Source organism: Commensalibacter sp. A3DC (assembly GCF_047307945.1).
GTDB lineage: Bacteria > Pseudomonadota > Alphaproteobacteria > Acetobacterales > Acetobacteraceae > Commensalibacter > Commensalibacter melissae.
The window spans coordinates 1-23,060 of the sequence record NZ_JAXOQA010000030.1; the positions used below are offsets into that span (position 1 = coordinate 1).

The 23,060-nt window shown below is 42.7% G+C and carries 32 protein-coding genes and 1 pseudogene; 30 read left to right on the forward strand and 3 right to left on the reverse strand.

Annotation, left to right across the window (positions count from 1 at the left end; all coding sequences use genetic code 11):
- Nucleotides 1-499: hypothetical protein (locus U0839_RS04940; RefSeq protein WP_413550192.1), on the reverse strand; the 499-nt coding region annotated here is incomplete at its 3' end.
- 135 nt (nucleotides 500-634) lie between these two features.
- Here U0839_RS04940 and U0839_RS04945 point away from each other — a divergent pair.
- From U0839_RS04945 to U0839_RS05090, 30 genes and pseudogenes are all read left to right on the forward strand, one after another.
- Nucleotides 635-925: a hypothetical protein gene (locus U0839_RS04945; RefSeq protein WP_230873075.1), complete on the forward strand. Its 291-nt coding sequence runs from the start codon at nucleotides 635-637 to the stop codon at nucleotides 923-925.
- A complete protein-coding gene (locus U0839_RS04950; protein ID WP_122123009.1) occupies nucleotides 907-1,113 on the forward strand; it encodes a hypothetical protein in 207 nt (68 codons plus the stop codon). The genes U0839_RS04945 and U0839_RS04950 overlap by 19 nt, the downstream gene beginning before the upstream one ends.
- Nucleotides 1,103-1,270: a hypothetical protein gene (locus tag U0839_RS04955; protein ID WP_413550194.1), complete on the forward strand. Its 168-nt coding sequence runs from the start codon at nucleotides 1,103-1,105 to the stop codon at nucleotides 1,268-1,270. The genes U0839_RS04950 and U0839_RS04955 overlap by 11 nt, the downstream gene beginning before the upstream one ends.
- A 63-nt stretch (nucleotides 1,271-1,333) precedes the next feature.
- On the forward strand, nucleotides 1,334-2,332 hold the full coding sequence (locus U0839_RS04960; RefSeq protein WP_413550195.1) for a hypothetical protein: 999 nt from the start codon (nucleotides 1,334-1,336) through the stop codon (nucleotides 2,330-2,332).
- Nucleotides 2,329-2,646 carry a hypothetical protein gene (locus U0839_RS04965; protein WP_413550197.1) on the forward strand — a complete coding sequence of 106 codons (318 nt, stop codon included), beginning with the start codon at nucleotides 2,329-2,331 and terminating at the stop codon, nucleotides 2,644-2,646. Before U0839_RS04960 ends, U0839_RS04965 begins: the two co-directional genes overlap by 4 nt.
- A 1-nt stretch (nucleotide 2,647) precedes the next feature.
- A complete protein-coding gene (locus U0839_RS04970) occupies nucleotides 2,648-3,463 on the forward strand; it encodes a DNA-methyltransferase (protein ID WP_413550198.1) in 816 nt (271 codons plus the stop codon).
- The gene (gene ssb / locus U0839_RS04975; protein WP_413550200.1) at nucleotides 3,448-3,861 is read left to right on the forward strand and encodes a single-stranded DNA-binding protein; all 414 of its coding nucleotides are present in this window, start codon (nucleotides 3,448-3,450) and stop codon (nucleotides 3,859-3,861) included. The genes U0839_RS04970 and ssb overlap by 16 nt, the downstream gene beginning before the upstream one ends.
- A gap of 9 nt (nucleotides 3,862-3,870) precedes the next feature.
- Complete coding sequence (locus tag U0839_RS04980) at nucleotides 3,871-4,434, forward strand: hypothetical protein (RefSeq protein WP_413550201.1); 564 nt, start codon at nucleotides 3,871-3,873, stop codon at nucleotides 4,432-4,434.
- 23 nt (nucleotides 4,435-4,457) lie between these two features.
- A complete protein-coding gene (locus U0839_RS04985) occupies nucleotides 4,458-4,985 on the forward strand; it encodes a hypothetical protein (RefSeq protein WP_413550203.1) in 528 nt (175 codons plus the stop codon).
- Between the two features lie 465 nt (nucleotides 4,986-5,450).
- On the forward strand, nucleotides 5,451-5,969 hold the full coding sequence (locus tag U0839_RS04990; protein ID WP_413550204.1) for a hypothetical protein: 519 nt from the start codon (nucleotides 5,451-5,453) through the stop codon (nucleotides 5,967-5,969).
- Complete coding sequence (locus tag U0839_RS04995; RefSeq protein WP_413550206.1) at nucleotides 5,908-7,893, forward strand: phage terminase large subunit family protein; 1,986 nt, start codon at nucleotides 5,908-5,910, stop codon at nucleotides 7,891-7,893. The genes U0839_RS04990 and U0839_RS04995 overlap by 62 nt, the downstream gene beginning before the upstream one ends.
- Before the next feature lie 18 nt (nucleotides 7,894-7,911).
- Nucleotides 7,912-8,574, forward strand: coding sequence for a hypothetical protein (locus U0839_RS05000; RefSeq protein WP_413550207.1), 663 nt, complete (start codon nucleotides 7,912-7,914; stop codon nucleotides 8,572-8,574).
- Nucleotides 8,575-8,841, forward strand: coding sequence for a gpW family head-tail joining protein (gene gpW, locus U0839_RS05005; protein WP_122123019.1), 267 nt, complete (start codon nucleotides 8,575-8,577; stop codon nucleotides 8,839-8,841). It begins immediately after the preceding gene.
- The gene (locus U0839_RS05010; RefSeq protein ID WP_413550208.1) at nucleotides 8,829-10,520 is read left to right on the forward strand and encodes a phage portal protein; all 1,692 of its coding nucleotides are present in this window, start codon (nucleotides 8,829-8,831) and stop codon (nucleotides 10,518-10,520) included. The genes gpW and U0839_RS05010 overlap by 13 nt, the downstream gene beginning before the upstream one ends.
- Nucleotides 10,521-10,539: 19 nt before the next feature.
- A complete protein-coding gene (locus U0839_RS05015; protein WP_413550209.1) occupies nucleotides 10,540-11,325 on the forward strand; it encodes a S49 family peptidase in 786 nt (261 codons plus the stop codon).
- A gap of 1 nt (nucleotide 11,326) precedes the next feature.
- Nucleotides 11,327-11,941, forward strand: a complete 615-nt coding sequence (locus tag U0839_RS05020) for a hypothetical protein (protein WP_413550210.1) — start codon at nucleotides 11,327-11,329, stop codon at nucleotides 11,939-11,941.
- Nucleotides 11,941-12,351, forward strand: a complete 411-nt coding sequence (locus tag U0839_RS05025; protein ID WP_413550211.1) for a head decoration protein — start codon at nucleotides 11,941-11,943, stop codon at nucleotides 12,349-12,351. The genes U0839_RS05020 and U0839_RS05025 overlap by 1 nt, the downstream gene beginning before the upstream one ends.
- 10 nt (nucleotides 12,352-12,361) lie before the next feature.
- Nucleotides 12,362-13,459 carry a major capsid protein gene (locus tag U0839_RS05030; RefSeq protein WP_413550212.1) on the forward strand — a complete coding sequence of 366 codons (1,098 nt, stop codon included), beginning with the start codon at nucleotides 12,362-12,364 and terminating at the stop codon, nucleotides 13,457-13,459.
- Nucleotides 13,452-13,730: a hypothetical protein gene (locus U0839_RS05035; RefSeq protein ID WP_413550214.1), complete on the forward strand. Its 279-nt coding sequence runs from the start codon at nucleotides 13,452-13,454 to the stop codon at nucleotides 13,728-13,730. The genes U0839_RS05030 and U0839_RS05035 overlap by 8 nt, the downstream gene beginning before the upstream one ends.
- Nucleotides 13,730-14,149 carry a hypothetical protein gene (locus U0839_RS05040; protein ID WP_413550216.1) on the forward strand — a complete coding sequence of 140 codons (420 nt, stop codon included), beginning with the start codon at nucleotides 13,730-13,732 and terminating at the stop codon, nucleotides 14,147-14,149. Before U0839_RS05035 ends, U0839_RS05040 begins: the two co-directional genes overlap by 1 nt.
- Nucleotides 14,115-14,567, forward strand: a complete 453-nt coding sequence (locus U0839_RS05045; protein WP_413550217.1) for a hypothetical protein — start codon at nucleotides 14,115-14,117, stop codon at nucleotides 14,565-14,567. The genes U0839_RS05040 and U0839_RS05045 overlap by 35 nt, the downstream gene beginning before the upstream one ends.
- 17 nt (nucleotides 14,568-14,584) lie before the next feature.
- Complete coding sequence (locus U0839_RS05050; RefSeq protein ID WP_413550218.1) at nucleotides 14,585-14,776, forward strand: DUF2635 domain-containing protein; 192 nt, start codon at nucleotides 14,585-14,587, stop codon at nucleotides 14,774-14,776.
- Entirely contained in the window at nucleotides 14,769-16,250 is a 1,482-nt protein-coding gene (locus U0839_RS05055; protein WP_413550219.1) for a phage tail sheath subtilisin-like domain-containing protein, read from the forward strand. Before U0839_RS05050 ends, U0839_RS05055 begins: the two co-directional genes overlap by 8 nt.
- Complete coding sequence (locus U0839_RS05060; RefSeq protein ID WP_413550220.1) at nucleotides 16,250-16,621, forward strand: phage tail tube protein; 372 nt, start codon at nucleotides 16,250-16,252, stop codon at nucleotides 16,619-16,621. The genes U0839_RS05055 and U0839_RS05060 overlap by 1 nt, the downstream gene beginning before the upstream one ends.
- Nucleotides 16,618-17,187 (forward strand): phage tail assembly protein, encoded by a 570-nt coding sequence (locus tag U0839_RS05065; RefSeq protein WP_413550221.1) that lies wholly within the window; start codon nucleotides 16,618-16,620, stop codon nucleotides 17,185-17,187. The genes U0839_RS05060 and U0839_RS05065 overlap by 4 nt, the downstream gene beginning before the upstream one ends.
- 133 nt (nucleotides 17,188-17,320) lie before the next feature.
- The gene (locus tag U0839_RS05070; protein WP_413550223.1) at nucleotides 17,321-19,774 is read left to right on the forward strand and encodes a transglycosylase SLT domain-containing protein; all 2,454 of its coding nucleotides are present in this window, start codon (nucleotides 17,321-17,323) and stop codon (nucleotides 19,772-19,774) included.
- Between the two features lies 1 nt (nucleotide 19,775).
- Nucleotides 19,776-20,462, forward strand: coding sequence for a DNA circularization N-terminal domain-containing protein (locus U0839_RS05075; RefSeq protein ID WP_413550224.1), 687 nt, complete (start codon nucleotides 19,776-19,778; stop codon nucleotides 20,460-20,462).
- The gene (locus U0839_RS05080; protein WP_413550225.1) at nucleotides 20,459-21,019 is read left to right on the forward strand and encodes a hypothetical protein; all 561 of its coding nucleotides are present in this window, start codon (nucleotides 20,459-20,461) and stop codon (nucleotides 21,017-21,019) included. Before U0839_RS05075 ends, U0839_RS05080 begins: the two co-directional genes overlap by 4 nt.
- Nucleotides 21,016-21,264 (forward strand): annotated as a pseudogene (locus U0839_RS05085) (phage baseplate assembly protein); the annotation flags it as partial. The gene U0839_RS05080 and the pseudogene U0839_RS05085, both read left to right, overlap by 4 nt.
- A 6-nt stretch (nucleotides 21,265-21,270) precedes the next feature.
- Nucleotides 21,271-22,167 carry a phage baseplate assembly protein gene (locus tag U0839_RS05090; RefSeq protein ID WP_413550230.1) on the forward strand — a complete coding sequence of 299 codons (897 nt, stop codon included), beginning with the start codon at nucleotides 21,271-21,273 and terminating at the stop codon, nucleotides 22,165-22,167.
- A gap of 12 nt (nucleotides 22,168-22,179) precedes the next feature.
- On the opposite strand, the gene U0839_RS05095 is transcribed toward U0839_RS05090, so the two are convergent.
- Both U0839_RS05095 and U0839_RS05100 read right to left on the reverse strand, forming a co-directional pair.
- Nucleotides 22,180-22,671, reverse strand: coding sequence for a hypothetical protein (locus tag U0839_RS05095; protein ID WP_413550227.1), 492 nt, complete (start codon nucleotides 22,669-22,671; stop codon nucleotides 22,180-22,182).
- A gap of 11 nt (nucleotides 22,672-22,682) precedes the next feature.
- A partial coding sequence (locus tag U0839_RS05100; protein WP_413550228.1) for a hypothetical protein occupies nucleotides 22,683-23,060 on the reverse strand: 378 nt, incomplete at its 5' end.

Sequence of the window (23,060 nt, forward strand, 5' to 3'; positions counted from 1 at the left end):
AATCAGCATTATAAGCTTGCATAATACGTTTGATAATAAAATTGCGTGGCATTTTGCGTTCTAAACAATAAGCATCTAATTTTTGGGGAACTAACTTGTTATTTTTATCATTGCATTCGATAGAATTGACACGAATACGACGATTAGAAAGTTCCCCCTTGCTATTTTTATACTCAATAGCAATTTCAGTTGGTTCAATAGGAATATTAACAATGTATTTGTTAGAAGGAAAAGCTGGAAAAGTAGTGTATTCCTCATCAAAAAAAGAATTAATTGGTTCATTATCATTTTTTTGGATAATAGATAATATTTCCATTTTTTTTGAAAAATTTTTGGATGGTTTGGCATTAATAGCTATACCTGAATTACAATCTGAACAAAAACCTACTAACGAAAAAACTGTAGTTTTATTATTAAGTTTTACTTCTCGAATTCCAATCATTTCAGCAGAATTATTACGTTTGAAACAATGAGGACAATCAACGATCATTATAGACATAACATAACTCCATATCATTATAGTTTCAGAATAAAAACTATGAAGCAAATGCATATATGAGTCAATTTTGTCTATTCATACTTTTCCCTTTCTCCATAATTGTTTGATTTTCATAAGTATTTATGGAGGAAATTGTTGAAAATTTTTAGTCAAAAAAAGTGTAAAATTTTTACCATGGTTACCAATGAATTTTGTGTTGAGATGACACAACGACACATACAGAAAAGATATGGAAAAGTGCGTAACGCTCCTAAGCTTGTCGCTGTTAAGCGTGGTTGGTCAATGGTCACTTTTAAAAACTGGCTATATGGTAAAAACGCACCGAGAATGCAGGACTTAATTACTCTAATGGCTGATTGTCCTGAATTGGAAAAAGAGATCATCAAAACAGTAAAGGAAACCAGAAAGTGTTTACAGGAATTATAACAGCTGCTTGGCGTGGTTTTGGATTTGATCATGGTGATGGCTTTATCGAATTGCGATTGGGTTTTCTGTCTTTTGCATTATGTAAAGGGAAAATATGGTCTCAAGTCATTATCATGAATAATCAGGCCAGAAAATTGCTGGAGGTTAATCGTGATTTGCAGGAAAAGGTAAAACAGGATGGAAAATAGGAAGGGACTGAACCAGCGATATAAAGGAGTGGATAGACAATGGGAAATGAACAGGAATTCAGGAACATTCAATTGTGGGGGTCAAAGTTTCGACGCAGCGACACCCCACAATGCCCACTCTTTTGAAAGTAAGAGCGATGATAAAAGTAATTCATAATATCTCGTGTGTAAAGATTAAAAAATTTGATGGAAATGACCTTTTCGTTGATGGAGGTCATGAATGTCCAGACATGTAAACAAAAGAGAATACACATGGAGCCGGTTTTTCTGGAATGAATGGAGAAACGATGGGCTTCTCCAGTCCTGCTCTCTTGTCACAAAAGGATTCTGGATGGATATCCTGTGTCTCATGTTCAATAGCGAGCGTCGGGGATATCTGCAGGTAAACGGCAGACCGATGACCGTTCTTGAAATATCAAAGATGATCCATTGTGATACACGCACCGTTAAAAGGCAGATTGATATACTGAAAGAGAGAAACGTCTGTTCCGTTGATGAAAACGGTGTCATCTATTCACGAAGAATGGCTCATGAAAATAACGATGAAAATGTAGGCTTACATCAAACATGCGGTAGGGACACTGTGGATATACAGCATGCATCCTGTAGGGATACTGTAAGCTTACATAAAAAAAGTGAGGAAAACAGCCAAAAACAAAAACACTCATATAAGAATAGAATAGATAAGAATCATATAGAAGATTCATCCCCCCAAACCCCCCTTGAACCTGATGACCGGTCTGTTGATAAAAATGACAAGGTTGTTCCTATCAATGCAAATACGGAATTATTCACGAAAAGCGTGAGACTTCTCTGTGAAAAAACAAGGTTGTCAGAAATAATTTGCTATCAGACAGTCGAGCGATGGTTCAGGCAGACCAACAGAAATGCAGGATTGGTGAACGGTGCAATCATGGATGGGATACATGGAAACAATCCGATCCCATACATCACGGCTATTATAAAAAACAGGATGAAAAACCCATCGCAGTCATATCCATGTCATGAAAAAACCTATGAGCATCAATGGTGCAATGAAGATGATGATGAAATGTTCAAAAGACTTTCATCCGATGACCAGGCAGTAATTCTCAATTTCAAGAAAGAGAAAAATAGGAGTGGTTGGTATATCAAGTTTTTGGAACATCACAAGCCATCGGCATACAGATATCTTGTTCAAAACGGTCTGATCAAAAATGATGAAGGAAAGGTGGCATGATGGACATAAACGCAATTAACCATGCAAAAACCATGTATGTTTCTTTACATGGATTATGTGATGCTATTTCTGTAGTTGGTGGTATTTTTGTAATAGTATTATCAGCTACTATAATGATGATATCTATCATTAGTATAGATTCACCTGAGTATTTAAAAAAAAATTGTTTTAAATGTATTAAACGATTTTCTATAGCTGTCATAATTTTATCGATATTGCTTATTTCTTCATTAATCATCCAATCCTATTACAAAAGCCAGCTTGTCGTTTCAGGAATGAGCATCGAACAGATAAGCAAACTGGTGGGGAAATAAGATGTCCGGTAAAGCGAAATTAATTCATGGGGATGCTTTATCGGAACTGAAGAAGTTACCGAAAAACCATTTCCAACTCATTTTTACATCACCTCCATACAATATTGGTAAGGAATATGAAAAAATCATATTAGATTGGCAAGATTATTCATCCTACATGAGTGGTGTTGTTAAAGAATGCCGTGAATTATTAACTTCAAATGGAAGCATAGTTTTCCAATTGGGGAATTGGGTATTAAATGGCAGGAGAGTTCCTCTTGATATCAAATTCTTTCCATTGTTTGAAAATGAAGGTTTCTATTTCCAGAACAGGATAATTTGGCACTACAATTGGGGATATCATTGCAGCAAACGGTTTTCTGGTAGATATGAAACGTGTCTATGGTTCACGAAAAATAGGGAATATTACTTTAATGTTGATCCAGTACGTATTCCACAAAAATATCCTAAAAAGAAAGCCTACAAGGGAATAAACAAAGGTAGTTACAGCTGTAATAAACTTGGTAAAAATCCAACTGATTTCTGGATAGCGGACAGTTTCAAACATGAATTGGTTGAGACACCAAATATCACGAGAAACAATCCTGAAAAAATGGATCATCCTTGTCAGTCACCTTTGAAACTGATCAATAATTTTGTTCTTTGTTTGACAAGAGAGAAGGATAATATACTTGATCCTTTTGGTGGCGTTGGGTCTGTTGTTTTATCCGCATTACTAAACAACAGGTCAGGATGGATGATCGAAAAAGAGAAAAAATACCTGGATCAAGCTTATCTAAGATTAAAAAAGGAGAACGATTTATGTCTGGTAGCATAAACAAGGTAATCATTGTCGGTCGTCTTGGTCGTGATCCTGAAATGAAGTCAACTCAGCAGGGAAACAGGATCGCTTTGTTGTCCGTTGCGACTGGTGAAAGATACAAAGACAAAAATACGGGTGAAACGAAAACGCTGACCGATTGGCACAGGATCGTTGTCTTTAGCGATAACATGGCTGGATATGCGGAAAAATACCTTAAAAAGGGTGATCAGGTCTACATAGAGGGCAAGCTCAAGAACCGCTCATGGGACGACAATATGGGAAACAGACGGCATGTTACCGAGATTGTTGTAAGCGATTACAGGGGTAGTCTCATAAATATCGGCAATCATAGACGTGACCAGAATTCATCGGGAAACAATGACGGTTTTCCTGATGACGTAATACCTTTCTAGGAATTTGACATGACAGAACGTGAGAAAAATGACTGGTACGTCGAGCCTGTGGAATGTACCAGAGCCCTGATCAGGGCGGAGGAGATATACGGCGGGTTGGGAAACACAATTCTTGATCCATGCTGTGGTAAGGGAAACATACTCAATACCCTTTATGAACATGGTTACCATAATGTGGAGGGTGGCGATATCGAGGACAGGGGGTACAGAACAACCCGTTTCCAGCAACGTGATTTTCTTGAGTATGAGAATGAAGAGCGGTGGGATTGCATCATATCCAATCCGCCATACAAGCATGCTGAAAAGATTGCATGGAAAGCGTTGAGACAGTCAAGACACCGTGTCTACCTGTTCCTCAACATAACATTCTATGCATCAATGGCACGCGAGGATCTGTTCAGGCTTGGCAAGCTTGCACGGGTTCATACATTCGTCGAGAGGATCACGATGTATCCAGGAGATTACCAGAATGTTTCAAGAAACAGCGGAACCCAGACATACGCATGGTTCGTGTTCGACCATGGATGGAAAAGACCGACCGCAGAACTGGATCGTATATCCATTAAAAACTGATCAGAAAATGGAATATTTAGAGCATGGCAAGAAAAAACAGGAATACAAGGTCAATTCCCCCGATTATAAAGTTGCATAATCTTGAAAAACGGTTTGCTTCACGTGAAATTATCCTGGACATTGGTGTTAATCCGACAAATCCAAAGCAGAAAGAGACAAGGATACGTCGTCAATGTTCGTATGACAGGCTTCTAAGTCGTTGTGTAATAACTCAGAAACAAAGGGATTGCCTGGACAGGTTTGCGATATTGTGTGAACAGTCTGTTGGAAAGACAAAAAATATATATGCGACAATAGGTGATCTTTTCCATAACAAGCAGATATACGGACGTGATTTTGAACCAACATTCAGCCAAAGCCGTGCATTCAAAAAGATTTTCGAGATCAAGAATATGCTTGGCGTATTCAACAGCGATATCATTGTCATGCTTTCAATAGGGAATATGGATTGTCAGGAAATAGGGAAACGGTTGAATATCGAGAAAAATAAACTGTACGGGAATATTAATTCGGCCTGTATACGACTTGAGGAAATAATGGAAAATATGTAGAAAAATTTAATTATTTAAAAATAATACTTGCACGAGTTCAACTCGTATGATACATTTTTACCAAAATAGGATAAGTGTCTTTAGAAAAGACTAAAGTTTGTGATAAATAATTGATAAATGTATAAATTAATATTAAGACCGCCCGTCACGTATTAATTAATTTATACATTTTATATTTATGGGTACATGGGGCGCGTTGGGTCCTTCCATGGGCCCTCCGCAACAGGGGTCATTCGCAAGCCTGATATATCTCCAGCTATCAGATTTTTTTTTGGTTCCAGTTACACCTTGTAAATTTTTAAAAAACGTTGTTAAACAGTCATTTTTTATGGGTGTAACCTAAAAAAATTCAGGTTCCATTTATTTTTTAGAAAATCACGGAAAACCGCAATATTTTATTTTCTGGGTTCCAGGATGGTTCCATATTGATTTCATTGGTTTCAGTCTTTGGTTCCAGGTAAAAACATGAATACCATCAGTATAAGTGAGGCATCAAGAAGATCCGGAATAAGCAGGCCAGCTATTCGTAAACATCTGAAAGTTGGACGAATAGAATCTGTTGACGGAAAAGTTGTCCTTTCTTCATTTGAACAATGGTTAAAAAATAGAGAATCAGTCAGCGAAGAAAATAATGAAGAATCAGTTCATGGACCTGTATTCGGGGATCTGAAAGAAGCTGAACGTCACAAAACCAGTTATGAAGCAAGACTGAAAGAGATTGAATATGATATCAAGTCCAAACAGGTAATTCTTATAGAGGAAGCTGTAGATCTTGTTTCAATGGAATATTCAAGGGTAAGAACCCGTTTATTGGCCATACCGGCAGAATCATCACCACAATTATTCAACTGTAAAACTGTCATGGAAATTCAGGATAAGCTTTCTCGTTTGATAAATCGGGTATTAGAAGAATTATCTGCAGATGTACAATTGCAACAGAAAATATCCGAAGGGGAAGAGCTATCTAGCACAGGCACTGAATAAAGCCAAAAAGCTCAATCTGTCACCACCACCCATTCTTACATTAAGTCAGTGGGCCGCAAAATACGCCATATTGTCAAAGGAGACAAGTGCACAGACAGGAAGGTTTGAAGCCTATCCATACCAGATCGGCATGATGGATGCCGTTACGGATCCAAGTGTTGAAAAAGTTTCAGTCATGAAATCAGCCCGTGTGGGATACACGAAAATACTTGATCATGTGGTTGGATATTACTTGCATCAGGATCCAAGTCCTATCCTTATCGTTCAGCCCCGCGTTGAGGATGCCGAGGATTATTCAAAATCGGAAATAGCACCCATGTTGCGTGATACACCGGTATTGACAGAGATAGCACCCGATCCGAAAACACGAACGGGTGACAATACCCTGTTGAAAAAGACAATGAAAAATGGGGCATCCATAGCGTTGGTAGGGGCAAATTCACCAGGAGGATTCAGAAGGATAACGGTAAGGATTGTCCTTTTTGATGAAATAGACGGATATCCAGTAAGTGGGGCAGGATCGGAAGGAGATCAGATAGCACTTGGAACCAAACGATCCGAGACATTCTGGAACAGGAAAATTGTGACGGGATCAACCCCTACAATAAAGGGATTGTCAAGAATTGAAAAATTATATCTTGATGGTGACCAAAGACGCTATCATGTCCCATGTCCACATTGCGGTGCTTTCCAGATACTTGAATGGGGTGGTGAGGATACACCCCATGGAATAAAGTGGGACAAGGATGAAAACGGTGTTTCATTACCTGATACTGTTCATTATGTCTGTAAAGAAAATGGCTGTGTCATTGATGAGATAGAAAAATCGTCAATGATTGAAAAAGGTGAATGGAGGGCAACAGAACCATTCAGGGGTCATGCATCCTTTCATATCAATTCCCTGTATTCACTGATGCCAAATGCAAGATGGTCTTTACTCGTATCTGAATTCCTGAGGGTTAAAAGTGATCCGATTGAATTGCAGACTTTTGTAAACACGACATTGGGTGAGACATTCGAGGATCGTGGTGATGACGCATTGTCAGAACTTACCCTGGCAAGACGTGCGGAAATATGGTCTGGAGAGGTTCCAGACCGTGTTGTCCTGCTAACAGCCGCTGGCGATGTCCAGGATGACCGTGTAGAACTCGAGATTGTGGGTTGGGGCCGTAATGAAGAGCGTTGGTCAATAGCCCATATTGTCATCAACGGTGATCCAGACAGTCCTGAACTATGGTCGGAAGTTGACGAGATACTGAAAAGACGCTGGCACAAAACAGACGGTACAGATTTTGTCATAATGGCGGCCTGTATTGATTCAGGGGGTCATTTCACACAAAAGGTATATAATTTCTGCAAGGAAAGGATCGGGCGAAGAATATGGGCGATCAAGGGTGAATCCGCCCGTAACGGGCAACGTTCTCCGGTATGGCCAATCAAACAGCCGACAAGAAGACGCAAGGGTTATGCACCCTATATTATCGGTGTAAACGCCGCAAAGGACATTATTCGCACAAGATTGAAACTTGATCAGCCACCGCCTGGAATGGCATGTCCAGGATATATGCATTATCCACAGGATCGTGACATAAATTTTTTTGCACAACTGGTTTCCGAACGTTCAATACGGAAATATGTGGGTGGACGATATGTCCGGATCTGGGAATTAATTCCTGGAAGGGCGAATGAGGCATTTGACCTGGCCGTGTATTCCTATGCGGCTTTATGCGGACTGATGAGATGCGGTGTCAGGCTGAATGCCATGGCGGACAGAATAGAGAATAATCAGAAACCCGTTGATGTGGTCCAGCATCCCTATCATGTTTCCGGTCTTCCAAAATACGAGAAGAAACCTGAACGTGGCAAGGAGGATATCGAGAAAGCCAGAGAAGAGGCGAGAAATAGGCTATGGGGAAATTCATAGACAAGAGGATTATCGATAATGCGTATGACGATCAAGGTTGATATGGATAAAACATCCAGAATGCTTCAGAGAATTTCGTCAAGGGACATTCCCTATGCACTGGCAAGAGGCGTGAGTATGGCCGCGAGAGAGACAAGGGATAAACTGAAACAGGATATACCAGGGATTTTCAAGCATGCGGGACCATTTACCAGAAATGCCATATCCTTCACATACGCGACGAAACAAAACCAGACCGCAACCGTATTTGTCAAGGATCAACAGGCAAAATACCTTAAATTCGAGGAATATGGCGGAACAAGGACACCGCAGGACAACACGATGAACCCAAATGCAAAGGCTCTTGTTATAGGTTCCCCATCCGCAAGGAGAAATGCATCGGGAGCCTTGCCAAAGGGTTATGTAAGGAGTCTTGCACAAAAGGCGATGGACGATCTCAAGAAATCCAAAAGGAAAAACCGGAATATCATTGTTAAGTTGCCTGAAAGCAGGCGTGGTCCAGGAGGATTTTTCCAACGTAATGTCCAGGCCAACAGTCTCGTACGGCTGATCAGTTTCATCCATCATGCGACCTACAAACCGAAATTCGGTTTTTTCAAGAGAACATCGGATTTTCTAGACAGGAACCTAAATCCCATTCTGCAAAAAACAATAGACAGCATTTTGGAAAAAGGAAAATAAATGAATTGCACGCACTTACCTGACAGGACCATGTGGTCTACCCTTCCACGGGAAACACTCCAGAAATATCTTAGAGATGCACAACAGGCATATCATGAGGTAATGACAGGATCAAAACCTGTTTCGGTTTCCTATTCCCAGGAAACAGGGGCGAAATCCGTAACCTATAACCAGGCGAATATCCAGAATCTCCTGGGTTATATCAAGGACTTGCAACGTAGCCTTGGAATCAATCGAAGACGGGCGATAGGAATATGCTTCCGGTAAATCAGAAAAAATCATCCATACTCGATCAATATGGAAATCCATATGTAAAACAGCAGACCGGTTTGAAACCTAGAGCGTTGCATGGAGGTTTGAACAACATTCCCTATGATGCCGCGGACACGACAGGAAGCAGCACATCAAACTGGTTTCCATACCTGACATCCCCTGATGTAGAGCTCAATCCATGGCGTGACATAATTGTCAGTCGTGTTCGTGATCTTGTCAGGAACGATGGATGGGCATCGGGAATTGTCACGCGTGTTCTTGACAACGCGTTGGGTGGATGTTTTCGTCCGATCAGCAAACCTGACTATCGAACTTTGCAGGCAAAAACGGGATGTTCATTTGATGCACAATGGGCGAAAGAATGGTCAAGAGAGGTTGACAGCCATTGGCGTTCATGGGCCAATGATGAGGGACGCTACTGTGATGCCGGTCGCCGGTTGACCTTTTCACAAATGATGTGGGCGGCGATGCGTGGACTTCTTATCGATGGGGATGCCGTCGCGGTTCTCAACTGGATACCGGATCGGGTTCAAAAAGGTCAGGCCCTGTATGCAACGGCTGTCCAGATGATCGATCCTGATCGCCTGTGCAATCCAAATCAGAATATTGATACGGCTGAATGTCGTGGTGGGGTGCAACTTGATGAATATGGTGCTCCCATAGGCTATCATTTCCGTAAATCTCATATTTCCAATTATTATGATTATTCCAAAATTATGGAATGGGAATATATCAAGAAGGAAACGGATTGGGGCCGTCCCAATGTTGTCCATTATTTCGAAACGCAACGTGCGGATGAACATAGGGGAGGTGCGGGTATTCTCACACCTATTGTCCAGCGTCTGCAAATGATCACCAAATATGACAAGACCGAGCTTGATGCCGCAGTCGTGAACGCGACCTTCGCCGCTTTTTTGGAAAGTCCCTATGATCCAGTATCAGGAATGGATGCACTGGAAACCCAGGAAAGCGAGAATATACTAAATTATATTGATAACCGAAATTGCTATCATAAAAGCAATAAACTTGTACTTGGTGGAACAAGAATACCGGTTTTATTCCCGGGGGAAAAGATCAGTGCGGTCAGTTCTTCACATCCCCATAGCGGGTATAGGGAGTTTCTTGGTGCGGCCTTGCGTAATATCGCGGCTGGTACCGGTGTATCAACGCAGCAAATAAGTAATGACTGGTCAGACGTAAACTATTCATCCGCACGTTCCGCCATGCTTGAGGCATGGAAAACACTGACACGGAGAAGGGACAATTTCGGAAACGGCTTTGCCTCTCCAATCAGGTCAGCATGGCTTGAGGAATGTTGCATGAAAGAGGAACTTCCATGGCCATCGGGAGTTGATCTGGACTATTTGATGGATATGGTGTCTTACCTGAAAACACCATTATCGAAATGCAAATGGCTTGGTCCAGGTCGTGGCTGGGTTGATCCTGTTGCTGAAAAACAGGGTGCGGTTCTTGGTATGGCCGCCGGATTATCAACACTCGAAGTGGAGGCGGCTGAGAATTCAGGGGATGATTGGGAGGAAATAATCGATCAGCGTGCCCTTGAGATAAAGAAATTCAAGGAAAATGGAATTCCATTGCCTGACTGGACAGGAAACCAGACCAATGGAAAGGAAACATCCATTTCCTCGCCACCTGAAAAACCAAGTCCATAATAAACCAACGGATTTCATCATGAAAATTTACAAGTTTCTAAACCGGCCCCTGGCTCTGGAACAGTCATGCGTGTCCTTTTTAACCCAGGAAATCCTTTCGGGAAGGACACAGGATTTACAGTCAATGGCCACGAACCCGCGTGACAGTCCACAGGTCAGTGAGAAAATATGTGTCATAGAAATAAAGGGCATCCTTGTTCCAGGAGATATCTATTGGAAAGGATGGGTATGCGGTTATGACGCGATCCAGGAACAGTTGATCCAGGCATTGAACAATGATCGCATCGAGACAATCGTCCTTCTTATTGACAGTCCTGGAGGGATTGCCTCCGGATGTTTCGATTTGTCAGACTTTATTTACAAGGCACGTGAAATAAAGAGGATCATGGCGATCTGTGACAGCAATGCATATTCGGCAGCCTATGCAATCGCGAGTGCGGCCCATTTCATCACCGTTCCAAGGGATGGAGGTGTGGGAAGTATCGGCGTTATCGCCATGCATACAGACTATTCCAAATATCTCGACAAAGAGGGGATAAAAGTCACCCAGATAACATACGGAGCCTACAAGGGTGAAGGAGACCCATCAATACCCCTGACGGATGGTGCGTTGGGAAGAATACAGGCGGATGTCAACTATCTTGGTGAGATGTTTGTTGAGACAGTTGCCCGTAACCGTGACCTGGAACCAGAAAAAATACGGAAAATGGAGGCGGGAACCTTTCTTGGATCCTTCGGGGTCGAGCAAGGTTTGGCCGATGTTGTGTCCTCGCCTTTTGAGGCGATTATAAAATTAGGAAAATAAAATGGTAGATCTGCAAAATACAAGCAAATTCAGAAAAAGTTTTGCCGCTATTTTTGGAATGAGTGCGGAAAACGAAGATACTGGTGAAAACAATAACAGCGATGATACGCAGGATGGAAAAAAGGCAAGCGATGATGGGAAAGACGACCCCGAAGAAAACGTTTCCAATGAAAATGATCCTGGCAAAAATTGTTCCGATGATGACGGTGATGACGAAAGCGATGCCGAGGATGAAAAGGATGACGAGAAGGCCAAGGCAAGGGCTCGTGAGCGTGGTCGATGCAAGGCCATTCTTTTGTCTCCAGCAGCCAAAAATGATTTGCAACAAGCTTATTATCTGGCCTTCGGAAGCAATCTGTCACGTAGGCAGGCAATAAATATCCTTTCGATGTCAACGAAAAAATCACCTGGAAAGCAGAATGGTTCAAGAATGTCAATAAGAAACAATTCCAAAAAATTCAACGATATGATGTCGAGCCATCAAAGCCGTGTAAGTCAGCAAGTCCCAGTCGATAATCAGGGAAATCAGACGAATATATACAAAGAAAGATCACTAAACATCCTGAAAGCCGTTCAAGCTACAGGATTAAGAAAAGTTAAGGAAGGTATTATCTAATGGCCACTATTTATGGCGCGACTGCACAACCGTTCGGAAATGTTGATGTCAGTTACCGTCAGGACAACCTGATTGCAGGAAATCTGCAGCTTGTCACCCAAAGCATTACCTTGTTAAAGGGTCAGGGTGTCTTAAGACGTGGAACCATTCTTGGAAAGAATGGTGATGGACTATATGTCATTTCCAAGTCCACTGCAACAGATGGTTCACAGGATCCATGCGCTGTTCTGGTCGATACATTTGATACATCAGGAGGAAATGTTGTCAATGCCGGTGTTTATCAAATGGGTGAGTTCAATGCAAACCATATCATCAAGGATGACAGTTGGACTATTGAAAAATTACGTGATGCAACACGACAACATTCAATTTTTCTAAAAGATGTTGTCACTGCAGATGACCCATCCTAAGGAAAATATTATGCAAGATAATTCACAACAACTTCCACCAGAGATATCCAATAATTTCAATGAGCTTTATAATACCTATACCTTAATAGGTGTCGTTGAAAACCTTTATGAAGCAAATACATTTTTTGTTGACAATTTTTTCAGCTCAACGGTTTTTTCCAATGATGCATATGTGGCCATTGATATTGATGTCGGTTTGCGTCGTATGTCCCCTTTTGTTTCACCCTTGCATGAAGGAAAACTGGTTGAAAGCAGAAAAATCAGGACAAGGTCTTTTGCACCTCCATATATCAAGGACAAAAGGGCACCAGATCTGTTACGTCCTGTCCGTCGTGCACTTGGTGAACGTATCGGTGGAAACCAGTTAACCGCAGTACAAAGAATGGATGCAAATATCGGTATTGAACTTGCCGATCAGAAAGACAACCTTAAACGCCGTCTTGAATGGATGGCAACCCAATCAATCGTTAATGGATATCTACGGATCAAGGGTGATGGATATGAAGAATCAATTATCGATTTCCTACGTGATCCTTCCCTAAATATCGTTTTATCCGGAAAAAGCATGTGGGATGATGAAAATACCATAGCAAATCCATCCGATGATATCCGTAATTGGGCGACAAATATCCTGAAATTGAGCGGAAGCCAGATCACCGATCTTATTTTCACGAATTCAGCCTATAGTGCACTGATCAAGAACAAGGATATATATCAGGCAATCTTCAATTCATCATTAAGGGCGAACAATGATGCTAATTTGTTGATGGGTCCCAATACCGGATCGGTTCCATTCCAGGGATACTGGGGTGGATATCGTATATGGTTATACAATGAATGGTATATTGATGAGGACATCCAGCAAAAACCAATGATTGAGGATGGAAATATTATTGGTATTTCCAAGGCGATTTCAGGAACTCTTGCCTATGCCGCAATCAAGGATGGTGCATTGGGTTATATACCTGCAGCATTTGCACCAAGCATGTGGATCCAACCAGATCCAAGCCAGATATTCATGATGTTACAATCGTCCCCATTGACAATTTTAGGAAGACCAAATGCCTGTTTTACGGCAAGAGTGGCAAAAGGAAAAACAAATGGCTAAAAATGATGATTCCACAAAAACCCAGACTCAAGATGATTTCAAAGGGACATCAAGTGTTTCAGACGGGAAGATAACTGTTACTGTTCTTAATAATTTCAGCGTGACGCATAACGGTATTGTTTATAAAGGGGGATCAACATTTGATGCCGAGAAAAGGGAAGCGGAATTCCTTATCAAGAACAATTACGTTGTTGCAGGATCAATTTTACCATCTGGCGGAATATTTATCCCATCTATCAAAAATCCTGCTGCGGGAAGCAGCCTAGATTGATGATAGATTTTGATAAACTGGTTCTTTCACATTGTGTGAAGAATTTCGGAAGGCCGATAAAATATTGCCCACAATCGGGTGATCCTATCGAAATATACGGAATATTTGATAATGTCACCCGATTTCTCGATTCCATGTCTGGCGTGCTTGAAAGCGAAGCTGGGAAAAATGGTGTGGTCGCATCCCGTTTAATGGTTGGGGTCAGATTGTCAGACTTTTCTGCCAAACCGACGATGGGTGACAAAATCATGATTGATGAACGTGTCTATTACGTTCAGGAAGTGGCTGTCGATGGACAGGGGTGTGCACATCTGGTCTTGAATGGTGGTAAAAAAAATGAGGACAGTGAAGATAAGGGAGAGCAATCTTTACAGGAATACCCTGTTGAAGATCGTGGTCAATTTATTAAAGAACACTAATTTCCCATTTCCGGTCAATATTGTCAATACATTGCCGATAAGGGTTCCACAGGACAGGCTGCCCATCATATTCGTATCAGCACCTGCCGATCATGCGACCGCCAAATCTGTTGGACCTGCGAATTATCGGAGGAATGTATATATACTTCTCCAAATTTTCCTTGGTTTTGAAGATCCGGTAAAAGGACAACAGGACATAAACGACCTTTGTTCAATTGTTGAGGATGCCATTCAATGTGACCGGTATTTTCAAGGCAGTATCGAGGGGATCATGTCGTTCAAATTCGATCTTGTCTTTCATGCGGATACCGCAATCCCTATAGCTGAGGCCCGTTACGAGTTTGAATGTCAATATACAGAGGTGTTTTATCCAGACGGTACAGATTTGCTTCATATTGATGCGACAACTGAAATTTAATTAAGAGAGAAATAAAAATGTTTGTAAAACCAACACCAGGACGAAAAGTCCGTCATCCTGGTGAGGCCCGTTTTTTGTCTGAAAAGGGCGAAAATGTCATGGACAGCTTCTATTGGCAACGTCTCAAGAATAACGGGGATATTATCGTTATGGAGATTGATAACATTCAGAATAAAAATATAGTCAAAAAAGGAAAAGAGAATGACTGATACAATCTCGATACCTGGATTCTCAAGCAACAACCGTGTTCCAGGATTCTATTTTTCCCTGGATGCAAGCAAGGCCAATACCGCCACGGCACAACGTCAGGTCCTGATCATAGGCCAGATGCTTCCAACCAGCAAGGAGACACCGAATATAGCGGTTGAATGTTCTGGGGTGAGCTCTGCCATAGGGTTATATGGTGCCGGCTCTCAAATCGCCCTGATGGTGGAGGCGTATCGTAAAATTGACCGGAATGGAAAACTGTGGGTTTTGCCTCTTGCGGATGAAAAGGGAAACCTTCCATCAACCGGATCCATTCAATTTGATGGAACCATGTCCAGGAATGGCAAGATATCCCTGTATATAGGGGATGTCCTTATTGAAAGATCATTTGTTTCAGGAACATCGGCTGAAACGGTTGCACAGTCAATTTCAGATCTTGTCAACAGTGTCATAAATGTTCCCGTAACCGCAACGGCAAATCAGTCCACAATCAATCTTACCTCAAAGAACACCGGTTATTACGGAAATTCCATCTCTATCAATCTCAATTTGCTTGGCGAGGTTGCGGGTCAGAAAACACCGGATGGTCTGACCATAAGCATAACCAAAATGACCGGTGGATCGGGAAATCCATCCGTTTTGAAAGAGGCACTTTCCAATTTGGGTCAAAGACAGTTCGACCTGTTTATACATCCATACCCAGATGAGGTGTCACTTGGGATTTTCAGTGATTTCCTGGATGACAGATGGCAGGCGACAGTTCAGCTCTATGGTCATGCAATCACTGCAGCGAATGGAACATACGGTGACATAACCTCTATTGGCGTTATGGCCAACAGTGAATACCTCACCATTATTGGAACGGCTGACAGCCCATCCCATTATATGGTGTGGGCAGCCCAGGTTGGTGCACAGGTCGCAATGAGCATCCGTGACAATCCAGCCATACCGATCACGGGCCTCGCGCTCAAGGTCATGCCACCAACAGATGCGGGAACATTTCTGTATGAGCAAAGGAATTCATTATTGTATGACGGTATTTCAACATTTTCTGTCAACAATAATCAGGTGATGATTGAACGTCTGATCACCATGTACAAGAAAAACGTCTATGGCAATGATGACAACAGTTATCTTAACATTGAAACGATGTTGACCGCGGCATTCGCATTGCAGGATATGCGTGCGTTTCTGGCCGGACAGTTTTCTCGGTGCATACTGTTGCAGAACGGTTCGAAAATATCTTCAGGACAGAAGGCTACGACCGCGGAACTTATCGCAAAAAGTTGTGCGGCACATTACCGGACACAATCGACCTATCTATGGGTTCAGAACCCTGACCAGTTTTCAAGGGATATCAAGTCGGAAAATGTAGGGAACGGTATCGTTAAACTCTTGATGCCATACCAGTTTTCAGACCAGCTGTTTACAATTGCAGGAAACTGCCAGTTTACCAAAATTGAGGAGCCCAACTAATGGCATCAACATCAGGAGCAATTGCGGGATATTGCGAAATAACCATTGATGGCGAGGTATGGGATGCCAAAGAGGTTAAATATACATTGCATGGCTATAAACGTGAGACAGCCATTTCCCAGAACGGGGTTGTAGGTTACACGGCAATGCCGGTACAGGGTTCGATTTCCGGAACATTGTTTGACCGGAAAGACAGATCAGTCAAGGATATCATGAACAAGTCAGCGGCAACCGTTATCGTTCGGGCAGCCAATGGAAAAGTCATAACCGGAAACAATATGTGGCTTGTGGAACAGCCGGAACTGTCAACACAGGAAGGAACCTATGAATTCAAGTTTGAAGGTAAAGAGGTGACGGAGGACCAGGCATGAATAATGAAAAAACAATCAAATTGACCAATCCGGTAAATTTCAATGATAAGGTTTACGAGGAAATAACGGTAAGGGAACCGACAGTCAATGAATACATGCTTTCACTGAAATCAAAGGGAAACAGGGAATCATTTGAGGCGGATGCCATGGTCCAGATTGAATTGCTGAGCAGGGTTACCGGTTTACCGGTCAATGCGATTGAATCCTTTCCAAGCTCGGTCATGGACGAGGCGACAAATTTCATTGCATCGTTCCAGGAGGATCAGGAAAACATTGATTCAAACGAGATCATTATTGATCCTCCCATCACCATTTCCAACGGTAATGAATATGATCGTCTCACGTTGCTTGAACCAACAGTTGGACAACGCAAAAAGGCGACCCGCATGCTTGACAAATATGGAAATACCCCGTTGGGGGCGATGGAGTTTCAGCTATCCCTGTTGAAAGATATAAGCGATTGGCCACTTGTGGCATTACTAAAGCTTCCAATAAGCACTTTCCTGCAGGCATCAAGGTATCTATCCGATTTTTTTACAAATGGCCAGAAAACTGGAAAGAACTGAACCTGCAACTGATCTATTTCTACAAATGGCCTCCCCAGTGGATTGATGACATGACGGGAACCCAGTTCATTGAGGCTATAGAGGCCGCGAACAATGGGGTTGAGGCTGAAAAAAGGGCACAGAATAAATAATCATGGTTTCACCGATATCCATTTCCATCACTGCAGTTGACAAAACGACCCAGGTTTTTCAGAAGCTCAATTCCCGTATTGAAAAAATGCAGGCACCCATTGTCAATCTGCAACGCAGTTTTGCACGGTTTACCCAGGTATCAGGGTTAAGTCGTCTAAGCGAGGGATTTGGACGTGTCCAGGGTTCGGCTCTTGGTGCATTCCGTGTCATGGGACAGATTGCACCGGTACTTGGCAGCATTACAGGGGCTGTCACAATAGCCGGTATCAGCCGTCTTGCGACATCATGGGCCAATTTTGGAAGCAATCTGCAAACGTCAGCCCAACGCCTTGGAATGTCCACGGGAAGACTGCAGGTATGGCAGAATGGTGCACGTTTGGCCGGCGTATCCGCGGAAAGTCTGACATCAGGTATGCAAAGCCTGCAGGATACCATGTGGAATGCGGTTGGTGGACGTGATCCCAAAGCGATGGCTACATTCCAGCAATTGCATATCAATTTGCAGAATATGGATGGTTCATTGAGAAATGTATCCGAGGTTATTCCAGAAGTTGCCGATAAAATAGCGTCCATTCGCAATCCATCCGCCCAGGCTGCGGTTGCCACAAATTTTTTCCATGGTGCGGGTGAGGCCCTTTTGCCATTCTTGAGAGATGGCTCCGCAGGTCTTGCCAGGTATCAGAGGATGGCAATGAAATACGGGGTCGTGAATGACGATGGTGCTGAAGCGGCCAATCGTTTGAGAATGTCGCAGACGGGATTGACACTGGCCGTGGAGGGGTTCGGCAATTCAATATCCCGGGCACTTGAACCTGTCCTTACACCTGTCATTGATTCAATGGCGAACTGGATAGCAAGAAATCGTGAATGGATATCACAGGATATAGGCAAATATGTCCGTGATTTTGTCAACTGGCTGAAATCCATCAACTGGCAGGGTTTCAGCAATGGTGTCACGAACGCATGGGGTAAAATCCATGATTTTGCCAACGGGGTTTCCAATACGGTTGAGAGGATGGGAGGACTTAAAACCGTTCTTGAAATCGTCGCCGGAATTATGGGTTTCAAGATTGTCGGGAGTATCCTCGGTATAATCGGGCCATTTGCGTCATTGGCCATGACAGTAGGAAGAATTGTTGTTCCGGCCATGCTTTCACTCGTGACGGCGATGGGGCCTGTCGGATGGGCGATAATGGCGGCCGGCGTTATTATCGGGGCGGCAAGTGTCTATATTTACAAGCATTGGGATACGTTCAGGCCATATTGGGAAAAATTGTGGAGTGCCATCAGGGTTGCAACCAAATTTTCAATGGACACTCTCTATTCCCTGATATCCCCTTTCATAAGGCTTGCTGGAAAGATTATTGACAACTGGGATCCCATCAAGAAATTTTTCAGCGACATGTTTGTATTTCTCAGAAAGGAATTTGACAGTTTTGTCGGAAAAATCACATGGATGGCCAACAAGGTATCTGCAGCGGCCAACAAGATCAAGAATGCCGTCGGTTTTGGTGGAAAGAAAAAGACGGAGATCAATTCGTCGATAGATCAGGTCCAGCCAATGGGAATTGAGCAGATGGCGGCCATTCCAGGTGCGAATGCGGAACAGGCCCTTGCCTCTGCGGACAATCTGAAAAAGATCGCGTCCCAGCCCGTCGCCGCCGCCAATGACAATATTTCATCACGGAAAAAGGGTATTTCCTTTCCATCCGACAATTCTATCGGCAATATTGTCAGGCAGGTCACGGGTGGTGATCCAAGAGATGTGGCAGAGGCAAAAGCCCTGATCATGACAGAAAGTGGTGGCCGCATGATTGGTAACAGCAGGACATCAGCCTATGGTTACACACAACTCACAGATGCCGCTGCAAAGGACATGGGGGTGAACAAGTATGATCCCTATCAAAATGTCCAGGGTGGCTGGAAATATTTCCAGAAAATGCTTGCCAGGACCAATGGAAACATGATTGCGGCCTATGGTGCCTATCATGATGGCGGTAACAGTATAGGTGTAAGAAAATTCATCAATTCAGGCGGTGTTGATTTTTCAGGATTTTCAAAAGAGGCAAAAAAAGCCATGAAAAATTTTGAAAATTACTACAACCAGGCAAGGGGTGGTGACCTGCCATTCGTGAACATGCCTGTACAGATGCCGAGGATGGGTTCTTCCATCAATATGGGAAACCTGTCATCCATCACGCCAGTCACACAGGATTCAGGATTGGGGAAATTGCCTGGAAGCGGTGTGACATCAATGCCATCCGCACCGTCCATGACCATGTTGCCGGCCAATGCCGGCAACATTCAGGACAACCATCTATATCTCGAGATTGATATCAGGGGTAAAACGGAAAATATGGATATCAAGCCAAAGAGTCGCAGCAATACACTGACAATTCAGTCCGTATCCTATCAGCGTGCAATGGATCCGGGACGCACTGCAGGGGGAATGTGAAATGAGACAGGCCTCATTCAGGGGTGTTCCGTTCTGGGTTATCGGGAATGGCGGTGAAAACGGAAGGGATATCGCCATTCACAACTATCCGTTGAAGGACAGCACGTGGGTGGAGGATCTGGGACGTTCCCAGCGTCGTTACGATTTGCACGGGTTCCTTATGGGAAATGACCAGACAAGTCTGAAAACGATGCTGCAGATAGCCGTTGAACAGGAGGGCCCTGGATTGCTGATACATCCATCCCTCGGGATCCTGAATGTCTCGGTTGTCAGCTATAAATGGCGTGAACCTGACTATACAAGCAACCGTTCGGACATTGACATAAGCTTTATCGAATACAGCAATCCCGTAGCCGGTCTTGTAAGCAGTCTCACCAATTCATTCATAGGGGAGTTGTCCGATGCGTTTTCCGGATCCGCGGTGGGTGATTTCCTGAATGATACAACGAATATATTCGATAACGGGATGATGAAACAGGCCGTGTCCGTTGCAAGCGACTGGGGGGCGATGGCCCTCACACAGGGAATGGGATCTATACCTCTTGCCGGTCTTGGCACGGTCGCAACGGAATCGATCGGGGAAAGATTGCTTAATCTTGCGGTCAATCGGGATAGCTTGAAAGACACCCTGCAAATGATTGACCCGTCTTTTGACCAGAATTCAATGAGTACGATACAGGAAAAATGACACCGAATGAACTTTCAAGCCTGATTATGCAAATACCTGTCCAGCTGATGGAATTCTCGGATGATCCATCCGTACAGATGAAATTGCTTTTTCCATTATGCGATTATCATGTGACCCTTGTCGAGACATCCGCACCCCTTGGGGCTGCTGAAAACACGGCAATGAAGGCGACGGCTGCCCTATGCAGGCGGGCTGCGATCAGTTGCCTGTGCAAGGCTGCGTCAACATGGAAGGCGGATAACTGGGACGAGGTTGTCAAGGTAAAGCAGAAAATATCTAATTTGCTGAACAGGGAGATCATGTCGGCCATTGATGACAATAATATCGATACGGCCAATTCATTGAGGGAATTGCGGATCAAGACACTTGAAATACTCACCAATGCGGCCGGTGAATTGCCCCATCTACGGACAATTGAACGGAATACGCCGTTACCCGCACTCTTGATCGCCCAGCAGCTCTATGCTGATGCGAGCCGTACCGAGGAGATCATCAGGCGTTCAAATCCAGCCCATTCCGCATTCATGCCCGTTAAGATGGAAGTGTTGAGCTCATGAGTCTATTGTCGTCAATCACCGGTTTTTTCGGTTACAGCAACGCGAGAACCAATCAGGTAACCATCGAGGTTGCCGGTCGCGTAATTTCAGGTTGGACAAGCCTTTCAATAAGGCGTGGCATAGAGATAATGCCCTCCACATTCGAGCTTGAGTGCACGGAATATTTTCCAAAATCATCGGAGGTTCTCATTCCCGAGGGTGAGTCGTGCATTATAAGGATAGGCGACCAGAAAATAATCACGGGTTATATAGTGACGGTCAACAGGCGGCTTGGATATGGAACGCATGTCGTTTCGGTACAGGGTAATTCGAAATCCATCGACCTGTGTGAATGTTCGGCAAAATTTGAGACCTACCAGTTCAATAACAGGCCAGTTGTCGACCTTATTCGCACCATCTGCAGTCCATATGGAATAGATGTCAAGACGGTGGGTGATATCGACAATGTGGTTCTTCCGCAATTCTCGGTTATCCTGACTGAAACCGGATATGAGATCATAGAGCGTATGACCCGTGCGGCCGCATTGCTGTTTTATGATGATGCCGATGGGAATATCATTCTCTCAAAGGTTGGATCAAGAGTGGTGTCATCCGGTTTTGTCGAGGGAAAAAACGTCGAGGAGGCGGTTGTTCGCCGTTCCATGGCTGGAAGATTCAGCAATGTCACCATGATACTGCAGAACACATCATCCCTGTTTTCTGCACCTGGGGACAATTCTCAACTCGCCGCCCAGTTCGAGAATATAACAACGGGGAAACCCGCCACTGATCCAGGGGTGAAACGCTATCGTCCCATGCTGATTTCAGCAGAGATGGGGGATATGGGATATGTCGTGTCACAACAGCGGGCACAGTGGGAGGTCAACAGACGTTTCGGACGCTCGCAATCAATTCAGGTCGTGACTGACAGCTGGAGGGATCAGCAGGGGAAACTGTGGGAACCGAACACCCTTGTTCCTGTGTCTTTTCCGACATTGAAAGTCAATACAAAAAACCACCTTCTTATTGCGGAGGTGGTTTTCCGTCTGGATATGGGCGGCGGGACTCATGCCGAAATAACATTGATGCCAAAGGAGGCGTTCTCACCGCAACCCATCGTTCTCAATGCTGCAAACAGTGCTGTTGTCCAGGCAATGTCAGGAAGATAATCATAGGGTTTTTCAATGAAATAAGTTGTGTAAATTAAATAATTTAATTATGGATATTATTAAAGAGGATAAACTGAAGAGAATAATAGATAACATCCATAATTTGATAGATTTAACAGCATCAGAAATGGATATTTTCATAAAATCTTTAGTGGGAAACTTATCAAATTTATCATCGATTTTACCTAATTTATTATCTAATTTATCATTTAATTTATCAAAATTTGCATCTATTTTATCAAATCTAGCGTCTATTTTATCAAATTTATCATCTATTTTTTTTAATTCATCATCATGTGAACTAAGTTTATCTTTTATAAAATCGATACCAGCTTCTAATTTTAAAAGTCTCTTCTCCATATCGATATCTCCAACGCTGTTATCATTATAAACATTATTGCACTGATCGTTGTATTTTGTATATAAAATTCCAGCTAATTTATTAGCTTCATGGTCATATATAAGAAAATAATTTTCTTTTTCATTATAATTAATATTTGGCATTTTAAAATACTTTATTGATTTTCAGTATTGTCTTTTTTAATATGATTATCGGTATCATCATCATTTAAATAATTAACGATTGGTGGTTTATGAAAAAAAAGGATGTTAAAACAATTGTCACATTGCAACCAATAAACTTGGGCACCATGTGAAAAACCTACTTTATTTTCTTTTGTATCAATTATTGGTAATAAAATTGGATTTGCTTTTATCCAATATCTAAAATTTTTAGAGTCACAAATTTGGCATTTTAATTTCAGTTCTTTTTTATCCATAAAATTTCTAAAAATGATATTTTCTTCATCAATAGATTTTATATTCTCGTCATCATCAGCCATATCTATAAATCCTTTAATAACAAATCGTTGAATAAATATAACAAAAAACAG

What these genes read in the sequence shown, in the direction of transcription:
- U0839_RS04995 (WP_413550206.1), top strand. Translation starts at nt 5,908, where the DNA reads ATGTACAATTGCAACAGAAAATATCCGAAGGGGAAGAGCTATCTAGCA.
- U0839_RS05025 (WP_413550211.1), top strand. Translation starts at nt 11,941, where the DNA reads ATGGCCACTATTTATGGCGCGACTGCACAACCGTTCGGAAATGTTGAT.
- U0839_RS05000 (WP_413550207.1), top strand. Translation starts at nt 7,912, where the DNA reads ATGCGTATGACGATCAAGGTTGATATGGATAAAACATCCAGAATGCTT.
- U0839_RS05010 (WP_413550208.1), top strand. Translation starts at nt 8,829, where the DNA reads ATGCTTCCGGTAAATCAGAAAAAATCATCCATACTCGATCAATATGGA.
- U0839_RS04990 (WP_413550204.1), top strand. Translation starts at nt 5,451, where the DNA reads ATGAATACCATCAGTATAAGTGAGGCATCAAGAAGATCCGGAATAAGC.
- U0839_RS05055 (WP_413550219.1), top strand. Translation starts at nt 14,769, where the DNA reads ATGACTGATACAATCTCGATACCTGGATTCTCAAGCAACAACCGTGTT.
- U0839_RS04965 (WP_413550197.1), top strand. Translation starts at nt 2,329, where the DNA reads ATGATGGACATAAACGCAATTAACCATGCAAAAACCATGTATGTTTCT.
- U0839_RS05080 (WP_413550225.1), top strand. Translation starts at nt 20,459, where the DNA reads ATGACACCGAATGAACTTTCAAGCCTGATTATGCAAATACCTGTCCAG.
- U0839_RS05065 (WP_413550221.1), top strand. Translation starts at nt 16,618, where the DNA reads ATGAATAATGAAAAAACAATCAAATTGACCAATCCGGTAAATTTCAAT.
- ssb (WP_413550200.1), top strand. Translation starts at nt 3,448, where the DNA reads ATGTCTGGTAGCATAAACAAGGTAATCATTGTCGGTCGTCTTGGTCGT.
- U0839_RS05035 (WP_413550214.1), top strand. Translation starts at nt 13,452, where the DNA reads ATGGCTAAAAATGATGATTCCACAAAAACCCAGACTCAAGATGATTTC.
- gpW (WP_122123019.1), top strand. Translation starts at nt 8,575, where the DNA reads ATGAATTGCACGCACTTACCTGACAGGACCATGTGGTCTACCCTTCCA.
- U0839_RS05040 (WP_413550216.1), top strand. Translation starts at nt 13,730, where the DNA reads ATGATAGATTTTGATAAACTGGTTCTTTCACATTGTGTGAAGAATTTC.
- U0839_RS04955 (WP_413550194.1), top strand. Translation starts at nt 1,103, where the DNA reads ATGGAAAATAGGAAGGGACTGAACCAGCGATATAAAGGAGTGGATAGA.
- U0839_RS05050 (WP_413550218.1), top strand. Translation starts at nt 14,585, where the DNA reads ATGTTTGTAAAACCAACACCAGGACGAAAAGTCCGTCATCCTGGTGAG.
- U0839_RS05030 (WP_413550212.1), top strand. Translation starts at nt 12,362, where the DNA reads ATGCAAGATAATTCACAACAACTTCCACCAGAGATATCCAATAATTTC.
- U0839_RS04980 (WP_413550201.1), top strand. Translation starts at nt 3,871, where the DNA reads ATGACAGAACGTGAGAAAAATGACTGGTACGTCGAGCCTGTGGAATGT.
- U0839_RS04960 (WP_413550195.1), top strand. Translation starts at nt 1,334, where the DNA reads ATGTCCAGACATGTAAACAAAAGAGAATACACATGGAGCCGGTTTTTC.
- U0839_RS05020 (WP_413550210.1), top strand. Translation starts at nt 11,327, where the DNA reads ATGGTAGATCTGCAAAATACAAGCAAATTCAGAAAAAGTTTTGCCGCT.
- U0839_RS05075 (WP_413550224.1), top strand. Translation starts at nt 19,776, where the DNA reads ATGAGACAGGCCTCATTCAGGGGTGTTCCGTTCTGGGTTATCGGGAAT.
- U0839_RS05070 (WP_413550223.1), top strand. Translation starts at nt 17,321, where the DNA reads ATGGTTTCACCGATATCCATTTCCATCACTGCAGTTGACAAAACGACC.
- U0839_RS04985 (WP_413550203.1), top strand. Translation starts at nt 4,458, where the DNA reads ATGGCAAGAAAAAACAGGAATACAAGGTCAATTCCCCCGATTATAAAG.
- U0839_RS04970 (WP_413550198.1), top strand. Translation starts at nt 2,648, where the DNA reads ATGTCCGGTAAAGCGAAATTAATTCATGGGGATGCTTTATCGGAACTG.
- U0839_RS05015 (WP_413550209.1), top strand. Translation starts at nt 10,540, where the DNA reads ATGAAAATTTACAAGTTTCTAAACCGGCCCCTGGCTCTGGAACAGTCA.
- U0839_RS05095 (WP_413550227.1), bottom strand. Translation starts at nt 22,671, where the DNA reads ATGCCAAATATTAATTATAATGAAAAAGAAAATTATTTTCTTATATAT.
- U0839_RS05060 (WP_413550220.1), top strand. Translation starts at nt 16,250, where the DNA reads ATGGCATCAACATCAGGAGCAATTGCGGGATATTGCGAAATAACCATT.